This is a genomic window from Pseudomonas gozinkensis (assembly GCF_014863585.1).
Taxonomy (GTDB): Bacteria; Pseudomonadota; Gammaproteobacteria; order Pseudomonadales; family Pseudomonadaceae; genus Aquipseudomonas; species Aquipseudomonas gozinkensis.
This window is the reverse complement of the sequence record NZ_CP062253.1, coordinates 5,990,026-6,008,040: the sequence shown is the minus strand read 5'-3', so window position 1 is coordinate 6,008,040 and position 18,015 is coordinate 5,990,026. Positions and strand designations below refer to the sequence as shown.

Below are 18,015 nucleotides of genomic sequence, written 5' to 3'. Positions count from 1 at the left end.
GTGCTGCTGAGAGGAACGCGGAGCGTCCCCGGATGCATTCCCACGCGGAGCGTGGGAACGATCAGAGTGAGGTGGCCGGAGTGATCGCGCTAGAGGCGAAGTCCGTGGCGGCGGTAAGAAAAGTCATCTGCATCTATTGATCGTTCCCATGCTCCGCGTGGGAATGCCGCCCTTGACGCTCCGCGTCATGACGGTGCCCGGCGTTGCATCGGCGGTGAGGCAGGAACGCGGAGCGTCCCGGTATGCATTCCCACGCAGAGCGTGGGAACGATCTACTTGGGGGATATCGGGGCTGGTGATCGTTCCCACGCTCTGCGTGGGAATGCAGTCTTTGACGCTCCGCGTCATGACGGTGCTCGGCGTTGCATCGGCGGTGCGGCAGGAACGCGGAGCGTCCCTGGAGGCATTCCCACGCGGAGCGTGGGAACGATCAAACGATCAGGGCGGGGGGAATCAGGCTGACATGACTTCGCGGATGTCGCGCGCCAGTTCGCGCACGCGTTCTTCTTCGGTGTCCCACGAGCACATGAAGCGGGCGCCGCCCTTGCCGATGAAGGTGTAGAAGCGCCAGCCGCGCGCGGTCAGGGCGGCGATGGCCGGTTCCGAAAGTTGCAGGAACACGCCGTTGGCCTGCACCGGGAACATCAGTTCGACGCCCGGGATATCGCTGACCAGTTCGGCGAGCAACTGTGCGCAATGGTTGGCGTGGCGGGCGTATTTGAGCCAGGCGTCGTTTTCCAGAATGCCGACCCATGGAGCCGACAGGAAGCGCATCTTTGACGCAAGCTGCCCGGCCTGCTTGCAGCGGTAATCGAAGTCTTCGGCCAGTTTGTGGTTGAAGAACAGGATCGCTTCACCCACCGCCATGCCGTTTTTCGTGCCGCCAAAGCACAGCACGTCGACGCCGGCCTTCCAGGTCAGGTCCGCCGGCGAGCAGCCGAGGAACGCGCAGGCGTTGGAGAAACGCGCGCCGTCCATGTGCAGGTTCAGGCCCAGTTCCTTGCAGGTGTCGCTGATGGCGCGGACTTCTTCCGGGGTGTAGACGCTGCCGACTTCGGTGGCCTGAGTCAGGGTCACGACGCGCGGTTTCGGGTAGTGGATGTCCTGGCGCTTGAGGGCGACTTCGCGGATCGAGGCCGGGGTGATCTTGCCGTTTTCAGTGCCGGCGATCAGCAGTTTCGAACCGTTGGAGAAAAACTCCGGGGCGCCGCATTCGTCGGTTTCGACGTGGGCGGTTTCCGAGCAGATCACGCTGTGGTAACTCTGGCACAGCGACGACAGCGCGAGGGAGTTGGCGGCGGTGCCGTTGAAGGCGAAGAACACTTCGCAGTCAGTCTCGAACAGCTTGCGGAAATAATCGGCGGCGCGTGCTGTCCACTCATCGTCGCCATAGGCGCGCTGGTGGCCGTGGTTGGCCTGTTCCATGGCAGCCCAGGCTTCAGGGCAGATACCGGAGTAGTTGTCGCTGGCGAATTGTTGGCTCTTGTCGGTCATGGCCGGCTTCCGTGATCGAGGCGCTCGTGGCGCTTCGTGGGGTCAATGATGGTGCGCACTGTACCGAAGATCATCCGGGGAGCACACGGGATGTCGCTGTCAGAACTTTACAAGGATGCGAGCCGATTATGCACCTGAGCCCGCGCGACGGCGCACTCGACCTGCTCAAGTGGCTGGCGCTGATGAGCATGCTGCTCGATCACCTGCGATATGTCGGGATCAGCGCCGATTGGCTGTATGTGCCGGGGCGGCTGGCGTTCCCGTGGTTCTGTCTGGCAATGGCGGCGAATCTGGCGCGAGACGGCGCGCCCAAGACCGAATGGCGCTACCTGGGCTGGTTGTTGCTGTTCAGCGCTGTGAGTGAAATTCCCTACCGTTTGTACATTCCCGAGCCCGACACGTTGAACGTGATGCCCACGCTGGCGCTGGGCCTGCTGGTGGCTCGGGGCTGGCAGGATCCAACGTTGATTTCGCGACTGCTGGGCGTGAGTGCCTTGCTGGTGGCCGCGCTGTTCCCGGAGCAATTGATGTTCGGTCTGTTCGGCGTCCTGCTGCCACTGGCGATGTTGCTGGTGTTTCGCAAAACCTGGTTTTTCAGCCTGCTGCCGGGCCTGCTGTGTCTGGCCGCGAATCAATGGCGGGTGCTCTACGAATCCGCGCAGTTCGGCAACCTGGTCGCCATCCTCGGCATTGCGACCTGCCTGATCGCGCCACTGCTCGGAATGTTCCTGTTGCGACACTCGCGACATCTTCAGCCGCCCCCGATGAGGCGCTGGGCGTATGCCCTTTATCCCGTACATTTCCTTCTGCTGTTCGCAGTCCGCCAACTCATCGCATAACCCTGTGGGAGCTGGCTTGCCAGCGATAGCAGTGGGTCAGCCGCCATCAATGCCAGATGTGCCACCGCCATCGCTGGCAAGCCAGCTCCCACAAGGTTCTCCAGTGTTTCCGAGATCGAGTCTGGCAAAGCCATTTACGTCTATGTCGTAAACGCACCTTTGCGTGGCGTCCGTAGGCATTTGACCTCCCTGCGCCGGCCATACCATCGCATCAAAGGGCATTGGCTGAACGCCGTGCCTTACCGAGACGAATGGCGCACAGATGCCGCTGGGAGAGACGCGATGTTCAGCAAGCAAGACCAGATCCAGGGTTACGACGATGCACTGCTGGCGGCGATGAATGCCGAGGAGCAACGTCAGGAAGATCACATCGAGCTGATCGCGTCGGAGAACTACACCAGCAAACGCGTGATGGAAGCGCAAGGCAGCGGCCTGACCAACAAATACGCCGAAGGTTATCCGGGCAAGCGCTACTACGGTGGCTGCGAGCACGTCGACAAGGTCGAAGCCCTGGCCATCGAACGCGCCAAGCAACTGTTCGGCGCCGATTACGCCAACGTCCAGCCGCACTCCGGTTCCTCGGCCAACAGCGCCGTGTACCTGGCCCTGCTGCAAGCGGGCGACACCATTCTCGGCATGAGCCTGGCCCATGGCGGTCACCTGACCCACGGCGCCAAGGTGTCGTCCTCGGGCAAGCTGTACAACGCCGTGCAGTACGGCATCGATACCAAGACCGGTCTGATCGATTACGACGAAGTCGAGCGTCTGGCTGTCGAGTGCAAACCGAAAATGATCGTCGCCGGCTTCTCGGCCTACTCCAAGACCCTCGACTTCCCGCGCTTCCGTCAGATCGCCGACAAGGTCGGTGCGCTGCTGTTCGTCGACATGGCCCACGTCGCCGGTCTGGTGGCTGCCGGCCTGTACCCGAACCCGCTGCCGTATGCCGACGTGGTCACCACCACGACTCACAAGACCCTGCGCGGTCCGCGTGGCGGCCTGATCCTGGCCAAGTCCAACGAAGAAATCGAGAAGAAGCTCAACGCGGCGGTATTCCCCGGCGCCCAGGGCGGCCCGCTGATGCACGTCATCGCCGGCAAGGCCGTGTGCTTCAAGGAAGCGCTGGAGCCTGGCTTCAAGGCCTATCAGCAACAAGTGATCGACAACGCCCAGGCGATGGCGAGCGTATTTATCAAACGTGGCTACGATGTAGTGTCCGGCGGCACCGACAACCACTTGTTCCTGGTCAGCCTGATCCGTCAGGGCCTCACCGGTAAGGACGCCGACGCCGCCCTCGGTCGCGCGCACATCACCGTCAACAAGAACGCCGTACCGAACGACCCGCAGTCGCCGTTCGTCACCTCCGGCCTGCGCATCGGCACCCCGGCGGTGACCACTCGCGGCTTCAAGGTGACCCAGTGCGTGACGCTGGCCGGCTGGATCTGCGACATCCTCGACAACCTCGGCGATGCCGATGTAGAGGCCAACGTCGCCCAGCAGGTTTCGGCCCTGTGCGCTGACTTCCCGGTTTATCGCTGAGCGTTCTGGAGTACATGACTATGCAACGCTATTCGGGCTTCGGCCTCTTCAAACACTCCCTCAGCCACCACGAAAACTGGCAGCGCATGTGGCGCACGCCGACCCCGAAGAAAGTCTACGACGTGGTCATCGTCGGCGGCGGCGGGCACGGTCTGGCGACGGCCTACTATCTGGCCAAAGAGCACGGCATCACCAACGTGGCCGTGGTCGAGAAGGGCTGGCTGGGCGGCGGTAACACCGCGCGCAACACCACCATCGTTCGCTCCAACTACCTGTGGGACGAGTCGGCTCACCTGTACGAACACGCGATGAAACTGTGGGAAGGTCTTTCGCAAGACCTGAACTACAACGTGATGTTCTCCCAGCGCGGCGTCTACAACCTGTGCCACACCCTGCAGGACATCCGTGATTCCGAGCGTCGGGTCAGCGCCAACCGCCTCAACGGCGTCGACGGCGAACTGCTCAACGCCAAGCAAGTCGCGGACGAAATTCCGTACCTCGACTGCTCGAAAAACACCCGCTACCCGGTGATGGGCGCCACCGTTCAGCGTCGCGGTGGCGTGGCCCGTCACGATGCCGTGGCGTGGGGCTTTGCCCGTGCCGCCGACGCACTCGGCGTGGACCTGATCCAGCAGACCGAAGTGATCGGTTTCCGCAAGGAAAACGGCGTGTGCATCGGTGTTGAAACCAACAAGGGCTTCATCGGCGCCAAGCGCGTCGGCGTGGTCACCGCCGGTAACTCCGGGCACATGGCCAAGCTCGCCGGTTTCCGTCTGCCGATCGAATCCCACCCGCTGCAAGCGCTGGTGTCCGAGCCGATCAAACCGATTATCGACAGTGTGATCATGTCCAACGCCGTGCACGGTTACATCAGCCAGTCCGACAAGGGCGACCTGGTGATCGGCGCCGGTATCGACGGCTACAACGGCTACGGCCAGCGCGGTTCGTACCCGGTGATCGAGCACACCATCCAGGCCATCGTCGAGATGTTCCCGGTGCTGTCGCGGGTGCGCATGAACCGTCAGTGGGGCGGCATCGTCGACACCACGCCGGATGCCTGCCCGATCATTTCGAAAACCCCGGTCCCGAACATGTTCTTCAACTGCGGTTGGGGCACCGGCGGCTTCAAGGCCACACCTGGCTCGGGCAACGTGTTTGCCGCGAGTCTGGCCAAGGGTGAAATGCACCCGCTGGCCGCACCTTTCTCCATCGACCGTTTCCACAACGGTGCGTTGATCGACGAACACGGCGCTGCGGCTGTCGCCCACTAACAGGAGAAATCCCATGTTGCATATCTTCTGTCCTCACTGCGGCGAACTGCGCTCCGAAGAGGAATTCCATGCATCCGGCCAGGCGCACATCCCGCGTCCTCTGGACCCTGCAAGCTGCACCGACGAGGAGTGGGGCGACTACATGTTTTTCCGCGACAACCCGCGCGGCCTGCACCACGAGTTGTGGGATCACGTCGCCGGTTGCCGCCAGTACTTCAACGTCACCCGCGACACCGTGACCTACGAGATTCTCGAAACCTACAAGATCGGCAGCAAGCCGCAATTCACCGACAAGGCTGACACTGCGAAAACAGCCACGACGGCGCTGGGAGAGAAGGTATGAGCCAGACCAATCGCCTGTCCAATGGTGGACGGATCGACCGCAACAAAGTGCTGAGCTTCACCTTCAATGGCCAGACCTACAAAGGGTTTGAAGGCGACTCGCTGGCCGCAGCCCTGCTGGCCAACGGCGTCGACATCATTGGCCGCAGCTTCAAGTATTCGCGTCCGCGCGGCATCTTCGCCGCCGGTGCCGAAGAGCCGAACGCGGTGCTGCAGATCGGTGCTACCGAAGCCACCCAGATCCCTAACGTGCGCGCCACGCAACAGGCGTTGTACCAGGGCCTGGTCGCCACCAGCACCAACGGCTGGCCGAGCGTCAACAACGACATGATGGGGATTCTCGGCAAGGTCGGCGGCAAGCTGATGCCGCCGGGCTTCTACTACAAAACCTTCATGTACCCGCAATCGTTCTGGATGACGTACGAGAAATACATTCGCAAGGCCGCAGGTTTAGGTCGTTCGCCGACCGAGGTCGATCCGGACACCTACGACTACATGAACCAGCACTGCGACGTGCTGATCGTCGGCGCCGGCCCGGCCGGTCTGGCCGCTGCCCTGGCGGCTGCGCGCAGCGGTGCCCGTGTGATCATCGCCGATGAACAGGAAGAGTTCGGCGGCAGCCTGCTCGACTCCCGCGAAAGCCTCGATGGCAAGCCAGCGGTGGAGTGGGTCGCCAGTGTTGTTGCCGAACTGAAGAACACCCCGGACGTGCTGCTGTTGCCGCGCGCCACGGTCAACGGTTATCACGACCACAACTTCCTGACCATTCACGAACGCCTCACCGATCACCTCGGCGACCGCGCTCCGATCGGCCAGGTGCGTCAGCGTATCCACCGCGTGCGCGCCAAGCGCGTGGTGCTGGCGACCGGCGCTCACGAGCGTCCGCTGGTCTACGGCAACAACGATGTGCCGGGCAACATGCTCGCCGGTGCGGTGTCGACTTACGTGCGCCGTTACGGCGTGGCACCGGGCAAAAAACTGGTGCTGACCACCAACAATGATCACGCCTACCGCGTGGCGCTGGACTGGCTCGACGCCAGCCTGCAAGTGGTCGCCATCGCCGATGCCCGCAGCAATCCGCGTGGTGCGCTGGTGGAAGAAGCGCGCGCCAAAGGCATTCGCATCCTCACCGGCAGCGCTGTGATCGAGGCCCGGGGCAGCAAGCACGTCACCGCTGCCCGCGTGGCGGCGATCGATGTCAAAGGCCACAAGGTCACCAGCCCGGGCGAATGGCTCGACTGCGACCTGATCGCCAGCTCCGGCGGTTACAGCCCGGTGGTTCACCTGGCGTCGCACTTGGGTGGCAAGCCGATCTGGCGTGAAGACATCCTCGGTTTCGTACCGGGCGAAGCACCGCAGAAACGCGTGTGCGTCGGTGGCATTAACGGCGTCTACGGTCTCGGCGATTCCCTGGCCGACGGTTTTGAAGGCGGCGTGCGCGCTGCGTCCGAAGCCGGTTTCCAGAGCGTCGAAGCAGTCCTGCCGAAAGCCCTGAGCCGTCTGGAAGAACCGACGCTGGCGCTGTTCCAGGTGCCTCACGAAAAAGCCACTGCACGGGCACCGAAGCAATTCGTCGACCTGCAGAACGACGTGACCGCCGCCGCCATCGAACTGGCGACCCGCGAAGGTTTCGAGTCGGTCGAGCACGTCAAACGCTACACCGCACTGGGTTTCGGCACCGATCAGGGCAAGCTCGGTAACGTCAACGGTCTGGCCATCGCCGCCCGTTCGCTGAACGTGACCATCCCGCAGATGGGCACCACGATGTTCCGTCCGAACTACACGCCGGTCACTTTCGGCGCGGTAGCCGGCCGTCACTGTGGGCACATCTTTGAACCGGTGCGCTACACCGCACTGCATCAATGGCACCTGAAAAACGGCGCCGAGTTCGAAGACGTCGGTCAGTGGAAACGTCCGTGGTACTTCCCGAAAAACGGCGAAGACATGCATGCCGCCGTCAAACGCGAATGCAAGGCCGTGCGCGACAGCGTCGGTCTGCTGGACGCTTCGACCCTGGGCAAGATCGACATCCAGGGCCCGGATGCACGTGAGTTCCTCAACCGCGTGTACACCAACGCCTGGACCAAGCTCGATGTGGGCAAGGCCCGTTACGGCCTGATGTGCAAGGAAGACGGCATGGTCTTCGACGACGGTGTGACGGCGTGTCTGGCCGACAACCATTTCGTCATGACCACCACCACCGGCGGCGCGGCTCGCGTACTGCAATGGCTGGAGCTGTACCACCAGACCGAATGGCCAGAGATGAAGGTGTACTTCACCTCCGTCACCGACCACTGGGCGACCATGACCCTGTCCGGTCCGAACAGCCGCAAGCTGCTCAGCGCCGTGACCGACATCGACCTGGCCAACGAAGCCTTCCCGTTCATGACCTGGAAAGAAGGTCTGGTCGGCGGTGTGCCGGCGCGGGTGTTCCGCATCTCGTTCACCGGTGAGCTGTCGTACGAAGTCAACGTCCAGGCCGACTACGCAATGGGTGTTCTGGAGAAGATTGTCGAGGCGGGGAAGGCGTTCAACCTGACGCCATATGGCACCGAAACCATGCACGTTCTGCGGGCCGAGAAGGGCTTCATCATCGTCGGCCAGGACACCGACGGTTCGATGACCCCGGACGACCTGAACATGGGCTGGTGTGTCGGTCGCACCAAACCGTTCTCGTGGATCGGCCAGCGCGGCATGAACCGTGAAGACTGCGTGCGTGACCAGCGTAAACAGCTGGTGGGCCTGAAGCCGATCGATCCGAATGTCTGGCTGCCGGAAGGTGCACAGCTGGTGTTCAACACCAAGCAGTCGATCCCGATGACCATGGTCGGCCACGTGACCTCCAGCTACGCGCACAACTCCCTCGGCTATTCGTTCGCCATGGGCGTGGTCAAGGGCGGTCTGAAACGCCTGGGCGAGCGGGTGTTCGCACCGCTGGCGGACGGCAGCGTGATCGAGGCGGAAATCGTTTCTTCGGTGTTCTTCGATCCGAAAGGCGATCGCCAGAACATTTGATGACCTCGAATCCTGTGGAGTGGCTGATTTTGCTTTCGCGAGCAAGCTCGCTCCCACAGGGCCGGCGTCTCCAAGGGAATTTGTGTCAGGCATCAGTCCAGTGTGGGAGCGAGCTTGCTCGCGAAGGCGGCGATACAGCCACCACAAGGGTCGGAACCAACAGAATTGATATAGGTGCTTTATGACCGCAGCCAACGTTTACCAACAACGCCCGACCACCGGGGCCAAAGCCGAGTCGTCGCTGCATCATGCCGACCTCGCCAGCCTGGTGGGCAAGGGTCGCAAGACTGCCGGTGTGACCGTGCGCGAGAAGAAACTCCTCGGCCATCTGACTATTCGCGGCGATGGCCACGATGCCGCGTTCGCCGCCGGTGTGCACAAGGCCTTGGGCATTGAGTTGCCGGGCGCCCTGAGCGTGATCGTCAAAGGTGAAACCAGCCTGCAATGGATGGGGCCGGACGAGTGGCTGCTGATCGTGCCGAGCGGTGAAGAATTTGCTGCCGAGCAGAAACTGCGCGAAGCGCTGGGCGATCTGCATATCGCAATCGTCAACGTCAGCGGCGGTCAACAGGTGCTCGAATTGAGCGGCCCGAACGTGCGTCAGGTGCTGATGAAGTCCACCAGTTACGACGTGCACCCGAACAACTTCCCGGTCGGCAAGGCTGTGGGCACGGTGTTCGCCAAGTCGCAGCTGATGATCCGCCACACCGCCGAAGACACCTGGGAACTGCTGATCCGTCGCAGCTTCTCGGATTACTGGTGGTTGTGGTTGCAGGACGCGTCCGCCGAATACGGCCTTAGCGTTCAGGCCTGACCCAGGAGAAAACAATGAGCCGCGCCCCGGATACATGGATTCTGACCGCCGACTGCCCCAGCGTTCTCGGCACCGTGGACGCGGTGACGCGTTTTCTGTTCGAGCAGGGTTGCTACGTCACCGAGCACCACTCGTTCGATGACCGGCTCTCGGGCCGGTTCTTCATTCGTGTGGAATTCCGTCAGCCCGACGGCTTCGACGAGCAATCCTTCCGCGCCGGCCTCGCCGAACGCGGTCAGGCGTTCGGCATGATCTTCGAGCTGACCGCGCCGAACTACCGGCCAAAAGTGGTGATCATGGTCTCCAAGGCCGATCACTGCCTCAACGACTTGCTCTACCGCCAGCGCATCGGCCAGTTGTCGATGGACGTGGCGGCGGTCGTGTCGAATCACCCGGACCTCAAGCCGCTGGCCGACTGGCACCAGATTCCCTACTACCATTTCCCCCTCGACCCCAACGACAAGCCGTCGCAGGAGCGTCAGGTGTGGCAGGTGATCGAAGAGTCCGGCGCTGAACTGGTGATCCTCGCCCGCTACATGCAGGTGCTGTCGCCGGAGCTGTGCCGCAAGCTCGATGGCAAGGCGATCAACATTCATCACTCGCTGCTGCCGGGCTTCAAGGGCGCCAAGCCGTATCACCAGGCCTACAACAAGGGGGTGAAACTGGTGGGCGCGACGGCGCACTACATCAACAACGACCTCGACGAGGGGCCGATCATCGCCCAGGGCGTCGAGGCGGTGGATCACAGTCATTACCCCGAAGACCTGATCGCCAAGGGCCGCGACATCGAAGGCCTGACCCTGGCCCGGGCCGTGGGTTATCACATTGAGCGGAGGGTGTTTTTGAACGCCAATCGCACCGTCGTTCTTTAGATTGCTATCGCGAGCAAGCTCGCTCCCACAGGGTTTTGTGTTGTACGCAGATTTTCAGTTCACCCTAAATCCTGTGGGAGCTGGCTTGCCAGCGATGAGGCCATAACAGGCAACACAAGAATCAGCATCTGTACCCGAGCACTTAACGCGCTGCCTGCCTGGGCGGCGCGGTTCCATAAAAACAACAGCGAGGTGAAAGCATGTCTGGCAATCGTGGTGTGGTGTATCTCGGCGCTGGCAAGGTCGAAGTACAGAAAATCGACTATCCGAAAATGCAGGATCCGCGCGGCAGGAAGATCGAGCACGGTGTCATCCTGCGTGTGGTTTCAACCAACATTTGCGGCTCCGACCAGCACATGGTGCGCGGCCGTACCACGGCGCAGACCGGTCTGGTCCTGGGTCATGAAATTACCGGTGAGGTGATCGAGAAGGGTTCCGACGTCGAGAACCTGAAGATTGGCGACCTGGTGTCCGTTCCGTTCAACGTGGCTTGCGGGCGCTGCCGTTCCTGCAAGGAGCAACACACCGGCGTCTGCCTGACCGTCAACCCGGCCCGCGCCGGCGGTGCCTACGGTTATGTCGACATGGGCGACTGGACCGGCGGCCAGGCCGAGTACGTGCTGGTGCCGTACGCCGACTTCAACCTGCTGAAACTGCCGGATCGCGACAAGGCCATGGAGAAAATCCGTGACCTGACCTGCCTCTCCGACATTCTGCCGACCGGTTACCACGGCGCCGTTACTGCTGGCGTTGGCCCGGGCAGCACCGTTTACATCGCGGGCGCCGGCCCGGTCGGTCTCGCCGCAGCGGCATCCGCCCGCCTGCTGGGCGCTGCGGTGGTGATCATCGGCGACGTCAACACCATCCGCCTGGCCCACGCCAAGGCTCAGGGTTTCGAAATCGTCGACCTGTCGAAAGACACCCCGCTGCACGAACAGATCGCCGCGCTGCTGGGCGAGCCAGAAGTGGATTGCGCGGTGGACTGCGTGGGCTTCGAAGCCCGTGGTCATGGTCACGATGGCGTCAAATCCGAAGCCCCGGCCACCGTGCTCAACTCGCTGATGGGCGTGGTGCGCGTAGCCGGCAAGATCGGTATCCCGGGCCTGTACGTGACCGAGGATCCGGGTGCCGTCGATGCCGCCGCGAAAATGGGCAGCCTGAGCATTCGTTTTGGTCTTGGCTGGGCGAAATCCCACAGCTTCCACACCGGCCAGACTCCAGTGATGAAGTACAACCGCCAGTTGATGCAGGCAATCATGTGGGATCGCATCAACATCGCCGAAGTGGTGGGCGTGCAGGTCATCAGCCTCGACCAGGCGCCGGAAGGCTACGGCGAGTTCGATGCGGGTGTACCGAAGAAGTTTGTGATTGATCCGCACAAGTTGTTTAGTGCGGCGTAAACACTCTCGCAATAAAACAAACGGCGCTTTTTAGCGCCGTTTTTTTTGAAAGATTTCGATAGGCCTGTTTTGTCTGATCGAAGTACGTTGTTCAATCTGACTTACCGCTTATAGGAGCACTTGCTGGCGTCACCGTCGGTGACAGAACATTCATTGTTCTTCCAGTTCGGTCCAGTGCCGGTAACCGGTGCTTCGGGTCTTTGAGCGACAGAGATGCCGAGATCGCCTTCGCCGTCATACTGGCAAACAACGACTGATTTGGCGGTGCTGCCGTCTTTGATGCGTGCTGCTGTGAATTTACCGTCTTCGGCGCCGCTGCTAGTGGTGAGAGAGACAGTTGGGCAGCTTTCTGCATAGGCATTGCTCAACAAAGTCAGAAAAACCAAGGTGCCTGTGGCAAGTTTCAGCTTCATCTTTTTTACTCCGTTACAGGATGGAGTAACGATGTTCGCCTCAATTATGCGTATTGAAAACTGTCAGTTCTGACAGTTTTTTATTCTTTTTTAGCAATTATTGGGTCTTTTATATTCGGTTTGGCTACAACGCCGCCAACGCCCCTTGATAAAGCACCGGCCCCGTCGGCTGTCCGGTCGGCGATCCACCTTTCGGCTCAAGACTCACCGCCAGCGCAATCGGCTTGCCGATCAACGCTTTCTGCGCGTCGCTCAATTCAACCTTGCCTTTGCCTCCCGCCGGAATCACGCCCAGGGAGATCGGCTTGCCATCGGCCGGAATCGCCCACAGTTCCAGACTGCGCTGAGGATCGACGGCCGCCAAAGTCAGCGGCTCGACTTGCAGGTAATCGTCATGCGCCTCGACCTTCAGCGCCGGTCGCGCTTCGGCGCTCAGCAGGGTGGCGCGGTAGTGGACGTCGTCGTGGGTGTACAGCGAGCCGAGGAATACCAGCACCACGATGGAGGCCAGTGCTGCCGTAACGCGCAGCCAGTTCCAGAACGGACGCTTCTCGGGCACATGCAGCACCTGCGGTTCGATCCGCGCGGTAACGCCGTGCCACACGCGCTCCGGCACCGGAACCTCCGGTAACGTTTCGGTAAGGCTGGCGAGGCTTTCCTGCCACTGGGCCAGTTCGGCGCGCAGGCCGGCGTCTTCCAGCAGCAACTGCTCGAAACGTCGCCGGGCCGGCGCCGGCATCAAACCGATAGCGTAATCGGCGGCGAGGGCGCGGCGCAGGGCCGGGGTCTGGTAGTTCATGATTCAAGGCACCGGCGCAGGCGTTCCATGCCACGGCGAATCCACGACTTGACCGAACCCAGCGGCGCCGCCAGATGCTCGGCCAGTTCCGAGCAGGACAACCCCTGAAAATACGCCACGGTAATCGACTGGCGCTGCATGCCTTCGAGGGTTTCCAGGCAGCGGTTCAGTGCACTGGCTTCACGGGCGCTGTTCAATTGGTCATGGGCCGAGGGATTTTCATCCACCAAGGCTTCCTGCTCGAAATCACTCAAGGGCCGGTCGCGGTGCTTGCGCAACTGGTCGATGGCCTGATTGCGGGTGATGTTGATCATCCAGGTCATTGGCGCCGACAGGTGCGATTCATAGCGCGAAGCGTTGTTCCAGATTCGCACGAAGCTTTCCTGCAGCACTTCTTCGGCCAGATCCGGGCGCCCCATGAAACGCAGGGCCACGCCGTGCAGGCGCGGGCCTACGCTGCGGTACAGCGTTTCGAAGGCACGGCGGTCGCCCTGTGAGCACTGGGCCAGCAACTGCCGGAGCTGATCGGTGTCGGCGAGGGTAATGACAAGTCTCCAGACAGGACAGGCGCTGGTTTCGGGTAGTTCACAGGCTAGTTCAGCGACAGCGCTCGTGCCATTCATCAGAGGGCATCCGGGGTTTCACGTTTCATATACGCGACCGGGGCCAGAATGGATGCGCCATGCTCGGAACATGCCGGCGGATACCCGGTCAAACCGGCAGTTTGTCCCTTCGCTGACGAAGGTTCTTCACGCCACAAGAGGATGTCTGAATGAAGATTTCACGCGGTTTTGCCCTGGCATCGCTCCTGACCCTGGCGGCAGGTCCGGTGTTTGCCGGTTTCAGTTTGAATGACGTGGCCGGTGCGGTATCGGGCATGCAGGGCGGGGACAAGGCTGCCGCCGCGGCGCCGACCTCGGAAACCGCCGGTCTGTTGAGTGCCTTGAGCGCGCTGAACGTCACGCCGCAGCAAGCGGTCGGCGGCACCAGTGCCATGCTGGGGCTGGCGAAAAACAAGCTCAGCAACACGGATTATTCCGAGTTGGCCAAGGAAGTGCCGGGCATCGACAAATTGTCGGGTGGCAGCGGCAATCTGGCGGCGTTGAGCGGCTTGCTTGGCTCGTCGGGCAAGTCCGCCGGGCTGGAAAATGCGCTGGGTAATGTCAAGGACACCAATGACCTGAACAACGCCTTCGGTGCGCTGGGCATGGACAGCGGGATGGTCGGCCAGTTTGCCCCGATCCTCCTGCAATACCTTGGTCAGCAGGGTGTCGGTGGTTCGCTGCTGCAAAGCCTGGGCAGCATCTGGGGCACCGGCACCAACGGATGACTCAGCGGCGCTCGCCTTTGAGTTCGGCGATGCGCTGATCCTTGAGGGTCCAGAGCTGGTTGACCCAGTTCTGGACCTTCTCGCGAAACACCGGATCGTTTTCGTAATCACCCTGCCACAGGGCCGGATCCAGCTCGCGGGTCTGGATGTCGATGATCACGCGCGGCACGTTGCCGCTGATCAGGTCCCAGAACCCTGGAATCTTCTGCTGTGGATAAACCACGGTCACATCGAGAATCGCGTCCAGCTGTTCGCCCATCGCTGCAAGCACGAACGCCACGCCGCCGGCCTTGGGCTTGAGCAGGTGGCTGAACGGTGATTGCTGCTGAGTGCTTTTGGCGGCGGTGTAACGCGTGCCTTCCAGATAATTGACCACCGTCACCGGCTGGCGCTTGAACAGCTCGCAGGCGGCTTTGGTGATTTCCAGATCCTTGCCGGCCAGCTCCGGGTGCTTCGCCAGGAACGCCTTGGTGTAGCGCTTCATGAACGGATAATCCAGCGCCCACCAGGCCAGGCCCAGGAACGGCACCCAGATCAGTTCTTTCTTGAGGAAGAACTTGAAGAACGGCGTGCGCCGATTGAGGGTCTGGATCAGCGCAGGGATATCGACCCAGGACTGATGGTTGCTGATGACCAGATAGGAGGTGTCGCTGCGCAGGTCTTCGCCGCCGCGAATGTCCCATTGGGTGGGGATGCACAGGCGAAAGATCAGCTTGTCGATTTCCGCCCAGGTCTCGGCGATCCACATCACCGCCCACGAGGCGTAGTCGCGAAAGCGCCCCGGCAGGATCAGCTTGAGCAGGGCAAACACCATCAGCGGGCCGAAGAGCACGAGGGTGTTGGACAACAGCAGCAGGGTGACGAGACAGCCGGTGAGCAGGCGGCGCATAAGCAACTCTTGGAATACGGATGGGCGCGCCATGATAAGTGGCTTCGGCCGACAGGCCAAATCCGCCGGTGACGAATGTTTCACCTGTGGCTGGCTATGCTGAGCTTCCGGTTCTGTATTGACTGTGCCGGCCTCTTCGCGGGCAAGCCCGCTCCCACAGGGTTGGTGTCGTACATACAATCTGTGAGCGTCGCTGTACCTGTGGGAGCGGGCTTGCCCGCGAAAGCGATTTACGGGCGAACCAATTGTTCGCTGACTGTCTAAAATCTCGCGTCTGACGCCCCCATTTCCCAAGGAAGCCCCTTACGTGAAATCCCTCCTTGCACTGCTTTCCCTCGTTGCCCTGCCGGTGCTCGCCGCCGAACCGACCCTGTACGGTCGTTACGAATACATCGCGCTGCCGGAAATCGGCGGTGAAGTGCTCAAGGCCAAGATGGACACCGGCGCGCTGACCGCCTCGCTGTCGGCCAAGGACATCGAGACGTTCAAACGCGACGGCGAAGACTGGGTACGCTTCCGCCTGGCCACCAAGGACGCGAGCAACAAGGTGTACGAGCACAAGATCGCGCGGATCAGCAAGATCAAGAGTCGCTCGGATGAAGAAGACGAGGGCGAAAGCACCGAAGTGGCCAAGCGCCCGGTAGTCGATCTGGAGCTGTGCCTGGGCGACGTCAAGCGTACCGTGGAGGTCAACCTGACCGACCGCAGCAACTTCAACTACCCGTTGCTGATCGGTGCCAAGGCCCTGCGCGAGTTCGGCGCGGCGGTGAACCCGGCACGACGCTTTACAGCGGACAAGCCCGACTGCTGAAACCAAGTGGTCTCATTGACGTAACGCCGAGCTTGGGGCACCGTTCGCGCACTTAACCCACAGGCTCGGACGCCATGCCTCATATCCTGATTGTCGAAGACGAAGCGGCGATTGCCGATACGCTGATTTTTGCCTTGCAGGGCGAGGGCTTCACCACGACCTGGCTGAGCCTGGGCGCGGCGGCGCTGGAGCATCAGCGCCAGACCCCGGCAGATCTGATCATCCTCGACATTGGCCTGCCGGATATCAGCGGCTTCGAAACCTGCAAACAGCTGCGTCGCTTCAGCGAAGTGCCGGTGCTGTTCCTCAGTGCGCGCAACGCCGAAATTGATCGCGTGGTGGGCCTGGAAATCGGCGCCGACGATTACGTGGTCAAACCGTTCAGCCCACGCGAAGTGGCGGCGCGGGTCCGGGCGATTCTCAAGCGCATGGCGCCGCGTCCGGTCATCGAAGCATCCTCGGCGCTGTTCCGCGTCGATCCCGAGCGCGTACAGATCAGCTATCGCGGCCAGCCCCTGAGCCTGACCCGCCATGAATTCCGCCTGCTGCAATGCCTGCTCGAACAACCCGAGCGGGTGTTCAGCCGCGAGCAACTGCTCGATGCGCTGGGCGTGGCGGCGGATGCCGGTTACGAGCGCAGCATCGACAGCCATATCAAAAGCGTGCGCGCCAAACTGCGTCTGGTGCGTGCCGAGGCCGAACCGATCCAGACCCATCGCGGCCTCGGTTACAGCTACAGCCCGGGGCACAGCTGATGTCGCTGGGGCTGCGGATTTTCCTGGTGTATGTGCTGTTCATCGGCCTCACCGGGTATTTCGTGCTCAACACGGTGATGGAAGAAATCCGCCCCGGCGTGCGTCAGTCCACCGAAGAAACCCTGGTCGACACCGCCAACCTGATGGCGGAAATCCTGCGGGACGATTTCAAGGCCGGCACCCTCAACCAGAATCGCTGGCCGGAACTGCTCCGCGCCTATGGTGAACGCCAGCCGAAAGCGACCATCTGGGGCCTGGCGAAAAACCAGGTCAACCACCGCATCTACGTCACCGACGCCAAGGGCATCGTGGTGCTGGACTCCAGCGGTGTCGCGGTCGGCCAGGACTACTCGCGCTGGAACGACGTCTACCTCACCTTGCGCGGAGAATACGGCGCACGCTCCAGCCGCAGCGATCCGAATGACCCGAACTCTTCGGTGATGCACGTCGGCGCGCCGATCCGCGACAACGGCGCGATCATCGGCGTGGTCACCGTGGCCAAACCCAACAGCTCACTGCAACCCTACGTCGACCGTACCGAACGCCGCCTGCTCGGTTACGGCGCCGGACTGATCGGCCTCGGCCTGCTGCTCGGCGCCCTGCTCTCGTGGTGGCTGAGCCGCGCGTTGCACCGCTTGACCGTATACGCCCAGGCCGTGAGCGAGGGCCGTCGGGTGGCGGTGCCGCACTATCGCGGCGGCGAGCTGGAGCAGTTGGCGACCGCCGTGGAACAGATGCGCACCCAGCTCGAAGGCAAGGCTTACGTCGAGCGCTATGTGCACACCCTGACCCATGAATTGAAGAGCCCGCTGGCGGCGATTCGCGGTGCCGCCGAGCTGCTGCAGGACGAGATGCCGGCGAATCAGCGATTGCGCTTTGTCGGCAACATCGACAGTGAAAGTGCCAGGATGCAGCAGTTGATCGAGCGCCTGCTCGATCTGGCTCAGGTTGAACAGCGTCAGGGCCTGGAAGAACGCGTCGTCGTGCCACTCGCGGCGTTGGTCGATGAAGTCTTGCAGGCACAGACCGCACGGATTGAGGGGCGACAGCTGAGAATCGAACGCGCCATCCCCGCTGATCTGGCATTGCTCGGCGAGCCGTTTCTGCTGCGCCAGGCCTTGGGCAATCTGCTGGAGAACGCACTGGACTTCACGCCACCCAAGGGCTTGCTGCGATTTGAAGCCGAGCGGGTTGGCGCACAGATCGTATTTGGCCTGTTCAACGAGGCCGCGCCCATTCCCGATTACGCGCTGACGCGTCTGACCGAGCGCTTTTATTCGTTGCCGCGTCCTGACAGCGGGCGCAAAAGCACGGGGCTTGGGCTGAATTTCGTCGAGGAAGTGGTCAAGCTGCACGGCGGTTCTCTGCGCATCGATAACCTCGCAGGGGGCGTGCAGGTGCAGTTGCACCTGCCGTGATCCGCCCGGCAAACCGT

General features: G+C 61.9%; 17 protein-coding genes. 12 read left to right on the top strand and 5 right to left on the bottom strand.

All coding sequences use genetic code 11. The features are described from left to right. Window positions 1-453: 453 nt before the first annotated feature. Window positions 454-1,494: a threonine aldolase family protein gene (locus IHQ43_RS26850; RefSeq protein ID WP_085608919.1), complete on the bottom strand. Its 1,041-nt coding sequence runs from the start codon at window positions 1,492-1,494 to the stop codon at window positions 454-456. Between the two features lie 128 nt (window positions 1,495-1,622). Here IHQ43_RS26850 and IHQ43_RS26845 point away from each other — a divergent pair, with 128 nt between their 5' ends. The 8 genes from IHQ43_RS26845 to fdhA all read left to right on the top strand — a co-directional run bounded on the left by IHQ43_RS26845 (window position 1,623) and on the right by fdhA (window position 11,583). Further along, a complete protein-coding gene (locus IHQ43_RS26845; RefSeq protein ID WP_192562661.1) occupies window positions 1,623-2,333 on the top strand; it encodes a TraX family protein in 711 nt (236 codons plus the stop codon). Between the two features lie 282 nt (window positions 2,334-2,615). Next, the gene (gene glyA, locus IHQ43_RS26840; RefSeq protein ID WP_007959804.1) at window positions 2,616-3,869 is read left to right on the top strand and encodes a serine hydroxymethyltransferase; all 1,254 of its coding nucleotides are present in this window, start codon (window positions 2,616-2,618) and stop codon (window positions 3,867-3,869) included. Between the two features lie 20 nt (window positions 3,870-3,889). Beyond that, window positions 3,890-5,140 carry a sarcosine oxidase subunit beta gene (locus IHQ43_RS26835; protein WP_003206307.1) on the top strand — a complete coding sequence of 417 codons (1,251 nt, stop codon included), beginning with the start codon at window positions 3,890-3,892 and terminating at the stop codon, window positions 5,138-5,140. A gap of 13 nt (window positions 5,141-5,153) precedes the next feature. Continuing rightward, window positions 5,154-5,483: a sarcosine oxidase subunit delta gene (locus IHQ43_RS26830; protein ID WP_192562660.1), complete on the top strand. Its 330-nt coding sequence runs from the start codon at window positions 5,154-5,156 to the stop codon at window positions 5,481-5,483. After that, on the top strand, window positions 5,480-8,497 hold the full coding sequence (locus IHQ43_RS26825; RefSeq protein ID WP_192562659.1) for a sarcosine oxidase subunit alpha: 3,018 nt from the start codon (window positions 5,480-5,482) through the stop codon (window positions 8,495-8,497). The genes IHQ43_RS26830 and IHQ43_RS26825 overlap by 4 nt, the downstream gene beginning before the upstream one ends. Before the next feature lie 181 nt (window positions 8,498-8,678). Continuing rightward, window positions 8,679-9,311: a sarcosine oxidase subunit gamma gene (locus tag IHQ43_RS26820; protein ID WP_064599941.1), complete on the top strand. Its 633-nt coding sequence runs from the start codon at window positions 8,679-8,681 to the stop codon at window positions 9,309-9,311. 14 nt (window positions 9,312-9,325) lie between these two features. After that, on the top strand, window positions 9,326-10,183 hold the full coding sequence (gene purU / locus IHQ43_RS26815) for a formyltetrahydrofolate deformylase (protein WP_008086918.1): 858 nt from the start codon (window positions 9,326-9,328) through the stop codon (window positions 10,181-10,183). Between the two features lie 200 nt (window positions 10,184-10,383). Continuing rightward, on the top strand, window positions 10,384-11,583 hold the full coding sequence (gene fdhA / locus IHQ43_RS26810) for a formaldehyde dehydrogenase, glutathione-independent (RefSeq protein ID WP_096817794.1): 1,200 nt from the start codon (window positions 10,384-10,386) through the stop codon (window positions 11,581-11,583). Between the two features lie 101 nt (window positions 11,584-11,684). Here the strand turns inward: fdhA and IHQ43_RS26805 are convergent, their stop codons facing one another. The 3 genes from IHQ43_RS26805 to IHQ43_RS26795 all read right to left on the bottom strand — a co-directional run bounded on the left by IHQ43_RS26805 (window position 11,685) and on the right by IHQ43_RS26795 (window position 13,418). After that, on the bottom strand, window positions 11,685-11,996 hold the full coding sequence (locus tag IHQ43_RS26805; protein WP_244142230.1) for a hypothetical protein: 312 nt from the start codon (window positions 11,994-11,996) through the stop codon (window positions 11,685-11,687). 124 nt (window positions 11,997-12,120) lie between these two features. Beyond that, entirely contained in the window at window positions 12,121-12,795 is a 675-nt protein-coding gene (locus IHQ43_RS26800) for an anti-sigma factor (RefSeq protein WP_192562658.1), read from the bottom strand. Then, on the bottom strand, window positions 12,792-13,418 hold the full coding sequence (locus IHQ43_RS26795) for an RNA polymerase sigma factor (RefSeq protein WP_192562657.1): 627 nt from the start codon (window positions 13,416-13,418) through the stop codon (window positions 12,792-12,794). The genes IHQ43_RS26800 and IHQ43_RS26795 overlap by 4 nt, the downstream gene beginning before the upstream one ends. Before the next feature lie 149 nt (window positions 13,419-13,567). Between IHQ43_RS26795 and IHQ43_RS26790 the strand changes: the two genes are divergently transcribed. After that, the gene (locus tag IHQ43_RS26790) at window positions 13,568-14,125 is read left to right on the top strand and encodes a DUF2780 domain-containing protein (protein ID WP_192562656.1); all 558 of its coding nucleotides are present in this window, start codon (window positions 13,568-13,570) and stop codon (window positions 14,123-14,125) included. Between the two features lies 1 nt (window position 14,126). Here the strand turns inward: IHQ43_RS26790 and IHQ43_RS26785 are convergent, their stop codons facing one another. Further along, complete coding sequence (locus tag IHQ43_RS26785) at window positions 14,127-15,014, bottom strand: acyltransferase (RefSeq protein ID WP_192562655.1); 888 nt, start codon at window positions 15,012-15,014, stop codon at window positions 14,127-14,129. Between the two features lie 307 nt (window positions 15,015-15,321). Here IHQ43_RS26785 and rloA2 point away from each other — a divergent pair, with 307 nt between their 5' ends. From rloA2 to creC, 3 genes are all read left to right on the top strand, one after another. Next, complete coding sequence (rloA2, locus tag IHQ43_RS26780; RefSeq protein WP_011336265.1) at window positions 15,322-15,825, top strand: retropepsin-like aspartic peptidase RloA2; 504 nt, start codon at window positions 15,322-15,324, stop codon at window positions 15,823-15,825. 74 nt (window positions 15,826-15,899) lie between these two features. Next, window positions 15,900-16,580 (top strand): two-component system response regulator CreB, encoded by a 681-nt coding sequence (gene creB, locus IHQ43_RS26775; protein ID WP_129972195.1) that lies wholly within the window; start codon window positions 15,900-15,902, stop codon window positions 16,578-16,580. Further along, on the top strand, window positions 16,580-17,998 hold the full coding sequence (gene creC / locus IHQ43_RS26770) for a two-component system sensor histidine kinase CreC (RefSeq protein ID WP_192562654.1): 1,419 nt from the start codon (window positions 16,580-16,582) through the stop codon (window positions 17,996-17,998). The genes creB and creC overlap by 1 nt, the downstream gene beginning before the upstream one ends. Window positions 17,999-18,015: the final 17 nt, after the last annotated feature.

What these genes read in the sequence shown, in the direction of transcription:
- IHQ43_RS26795 (WP_192562657.1), bottom strand. Translation starts at nt 13,418, where the DNA reads ATGAATGGCACGAGCGCTGTCGCTGAACTAGCCTGTGAACTACCCGAA.
- IHQ43_RS26790 (WP_192562656.1), top strand. Translation starts at nt 13,568, where the DNA reads ATGAAGATTTCACGCGGTTTTGCCCTGGCATCGCTCCTGACCCTGGCG.
- IHQ43_RS26825 (WP_192562659.1), top strand. Translation starts at nt 5,480, where the DNA reads ATGAGCCAGACCAATCGCCTGTCCAATGGTGGACGGATCGACCGCAAC.
- IHQ43_RS26835 (WP_003206307.1), top strand. Translation starts at nt 3,890, where the DNA reads ATGCAACGCTATTCGGGCTTCGGCCTCTTCAAACACTCCCTCAGCCAC.
- IHQ43_RS26800 (WP_192562658.1), bottom strand. Translation starts at nt 12,795, where the DNA reads ATGAACTACCAGACCCCGGCCCTGCGCCGCGCCCTCGCCGCCGATTAC.
- IHQ43_RS26850 (WP_085608919.1), bottom strand. Translation starts at nt 1,494, where the DNA reads ATGACCGACAAGAGCCAACAATTCGCCAGCGACAACTACTCCGGTATC.
- creB (WP_129972195.1), top strand. Translation starts at nt 15,900, where the DNA reads ATGCCTCATATCCTGATTGTCGAAGACGAAGCGGCGATTGCCGATACG.
- IHQ43_RS26820 (WP_064599941.1), top strand. Translation starts at nt 8,679, where the DNA reads ATGACCGCAGCCAACGTTTACCAACAACGCCCGACCACCGGGGCCAAA.
- glyA (WP_007959804.1), top strand. Translation starts at nt 2,616, where the DNA reads ATGTTCAGCAAGCAAGACCAGATCCAGGGTTACGACGATGCACTGCTG.
- purU (WP_008086918.1), top strand. Translation starts at nt 9,326, where the DNA reads ATGAGCCGCGCCCCGGATACATGGATTCTGACCGCCGACTGCCCCAGC.
- IHQ43_RS26845 (WP_192562661.1), top strand. Translation starts at nt 1,623, where the DNA reads ATGCACCTGAGCCCGCGCGACGGCGCACTCGACCTGCTCAAGTGGCTG.
- creC (WP_192562654.1), top strand. Translation starts at nt 16,580, where the DNA reads ATGTCGCTGGGGCTGCGGATTTTCCTGGTGTATGTGCTGTTCATCGGC.
- IHQ43_RS26830 (WP_192562660.1), top strand. Translation starts at nt 5,154, where the DNA reads ATGTTGCATATCTTCTGTCCTCACTGCGGCGAACTGCGCTCCGAAGAG.
- IHQ43_RS26785 (WP_192562655.1), bottom strand. Translation starts at nt 15,014, where the DNA reads ATGCGCCGCCTGCTCACCGGCTGTCTCGTCACCCTGCTGCTGTTGTCC.
- IHQ43_RS26805 (WP_244142230.1), bottom strand. Translation starts at nt 11,996, where the DNA reads ATGAAGCTGAAACTTGCCACAGGCACCTTGGTTTTTCTGACTTTGTTG.
- fdhA (WP_096817794.1), top strand. Translation starts at nt 10,384, where the DNA reads ATGTCTGGCAATCGTGGTGTGGTGTATCTCGGCGCTGGCAAGGTCGAA.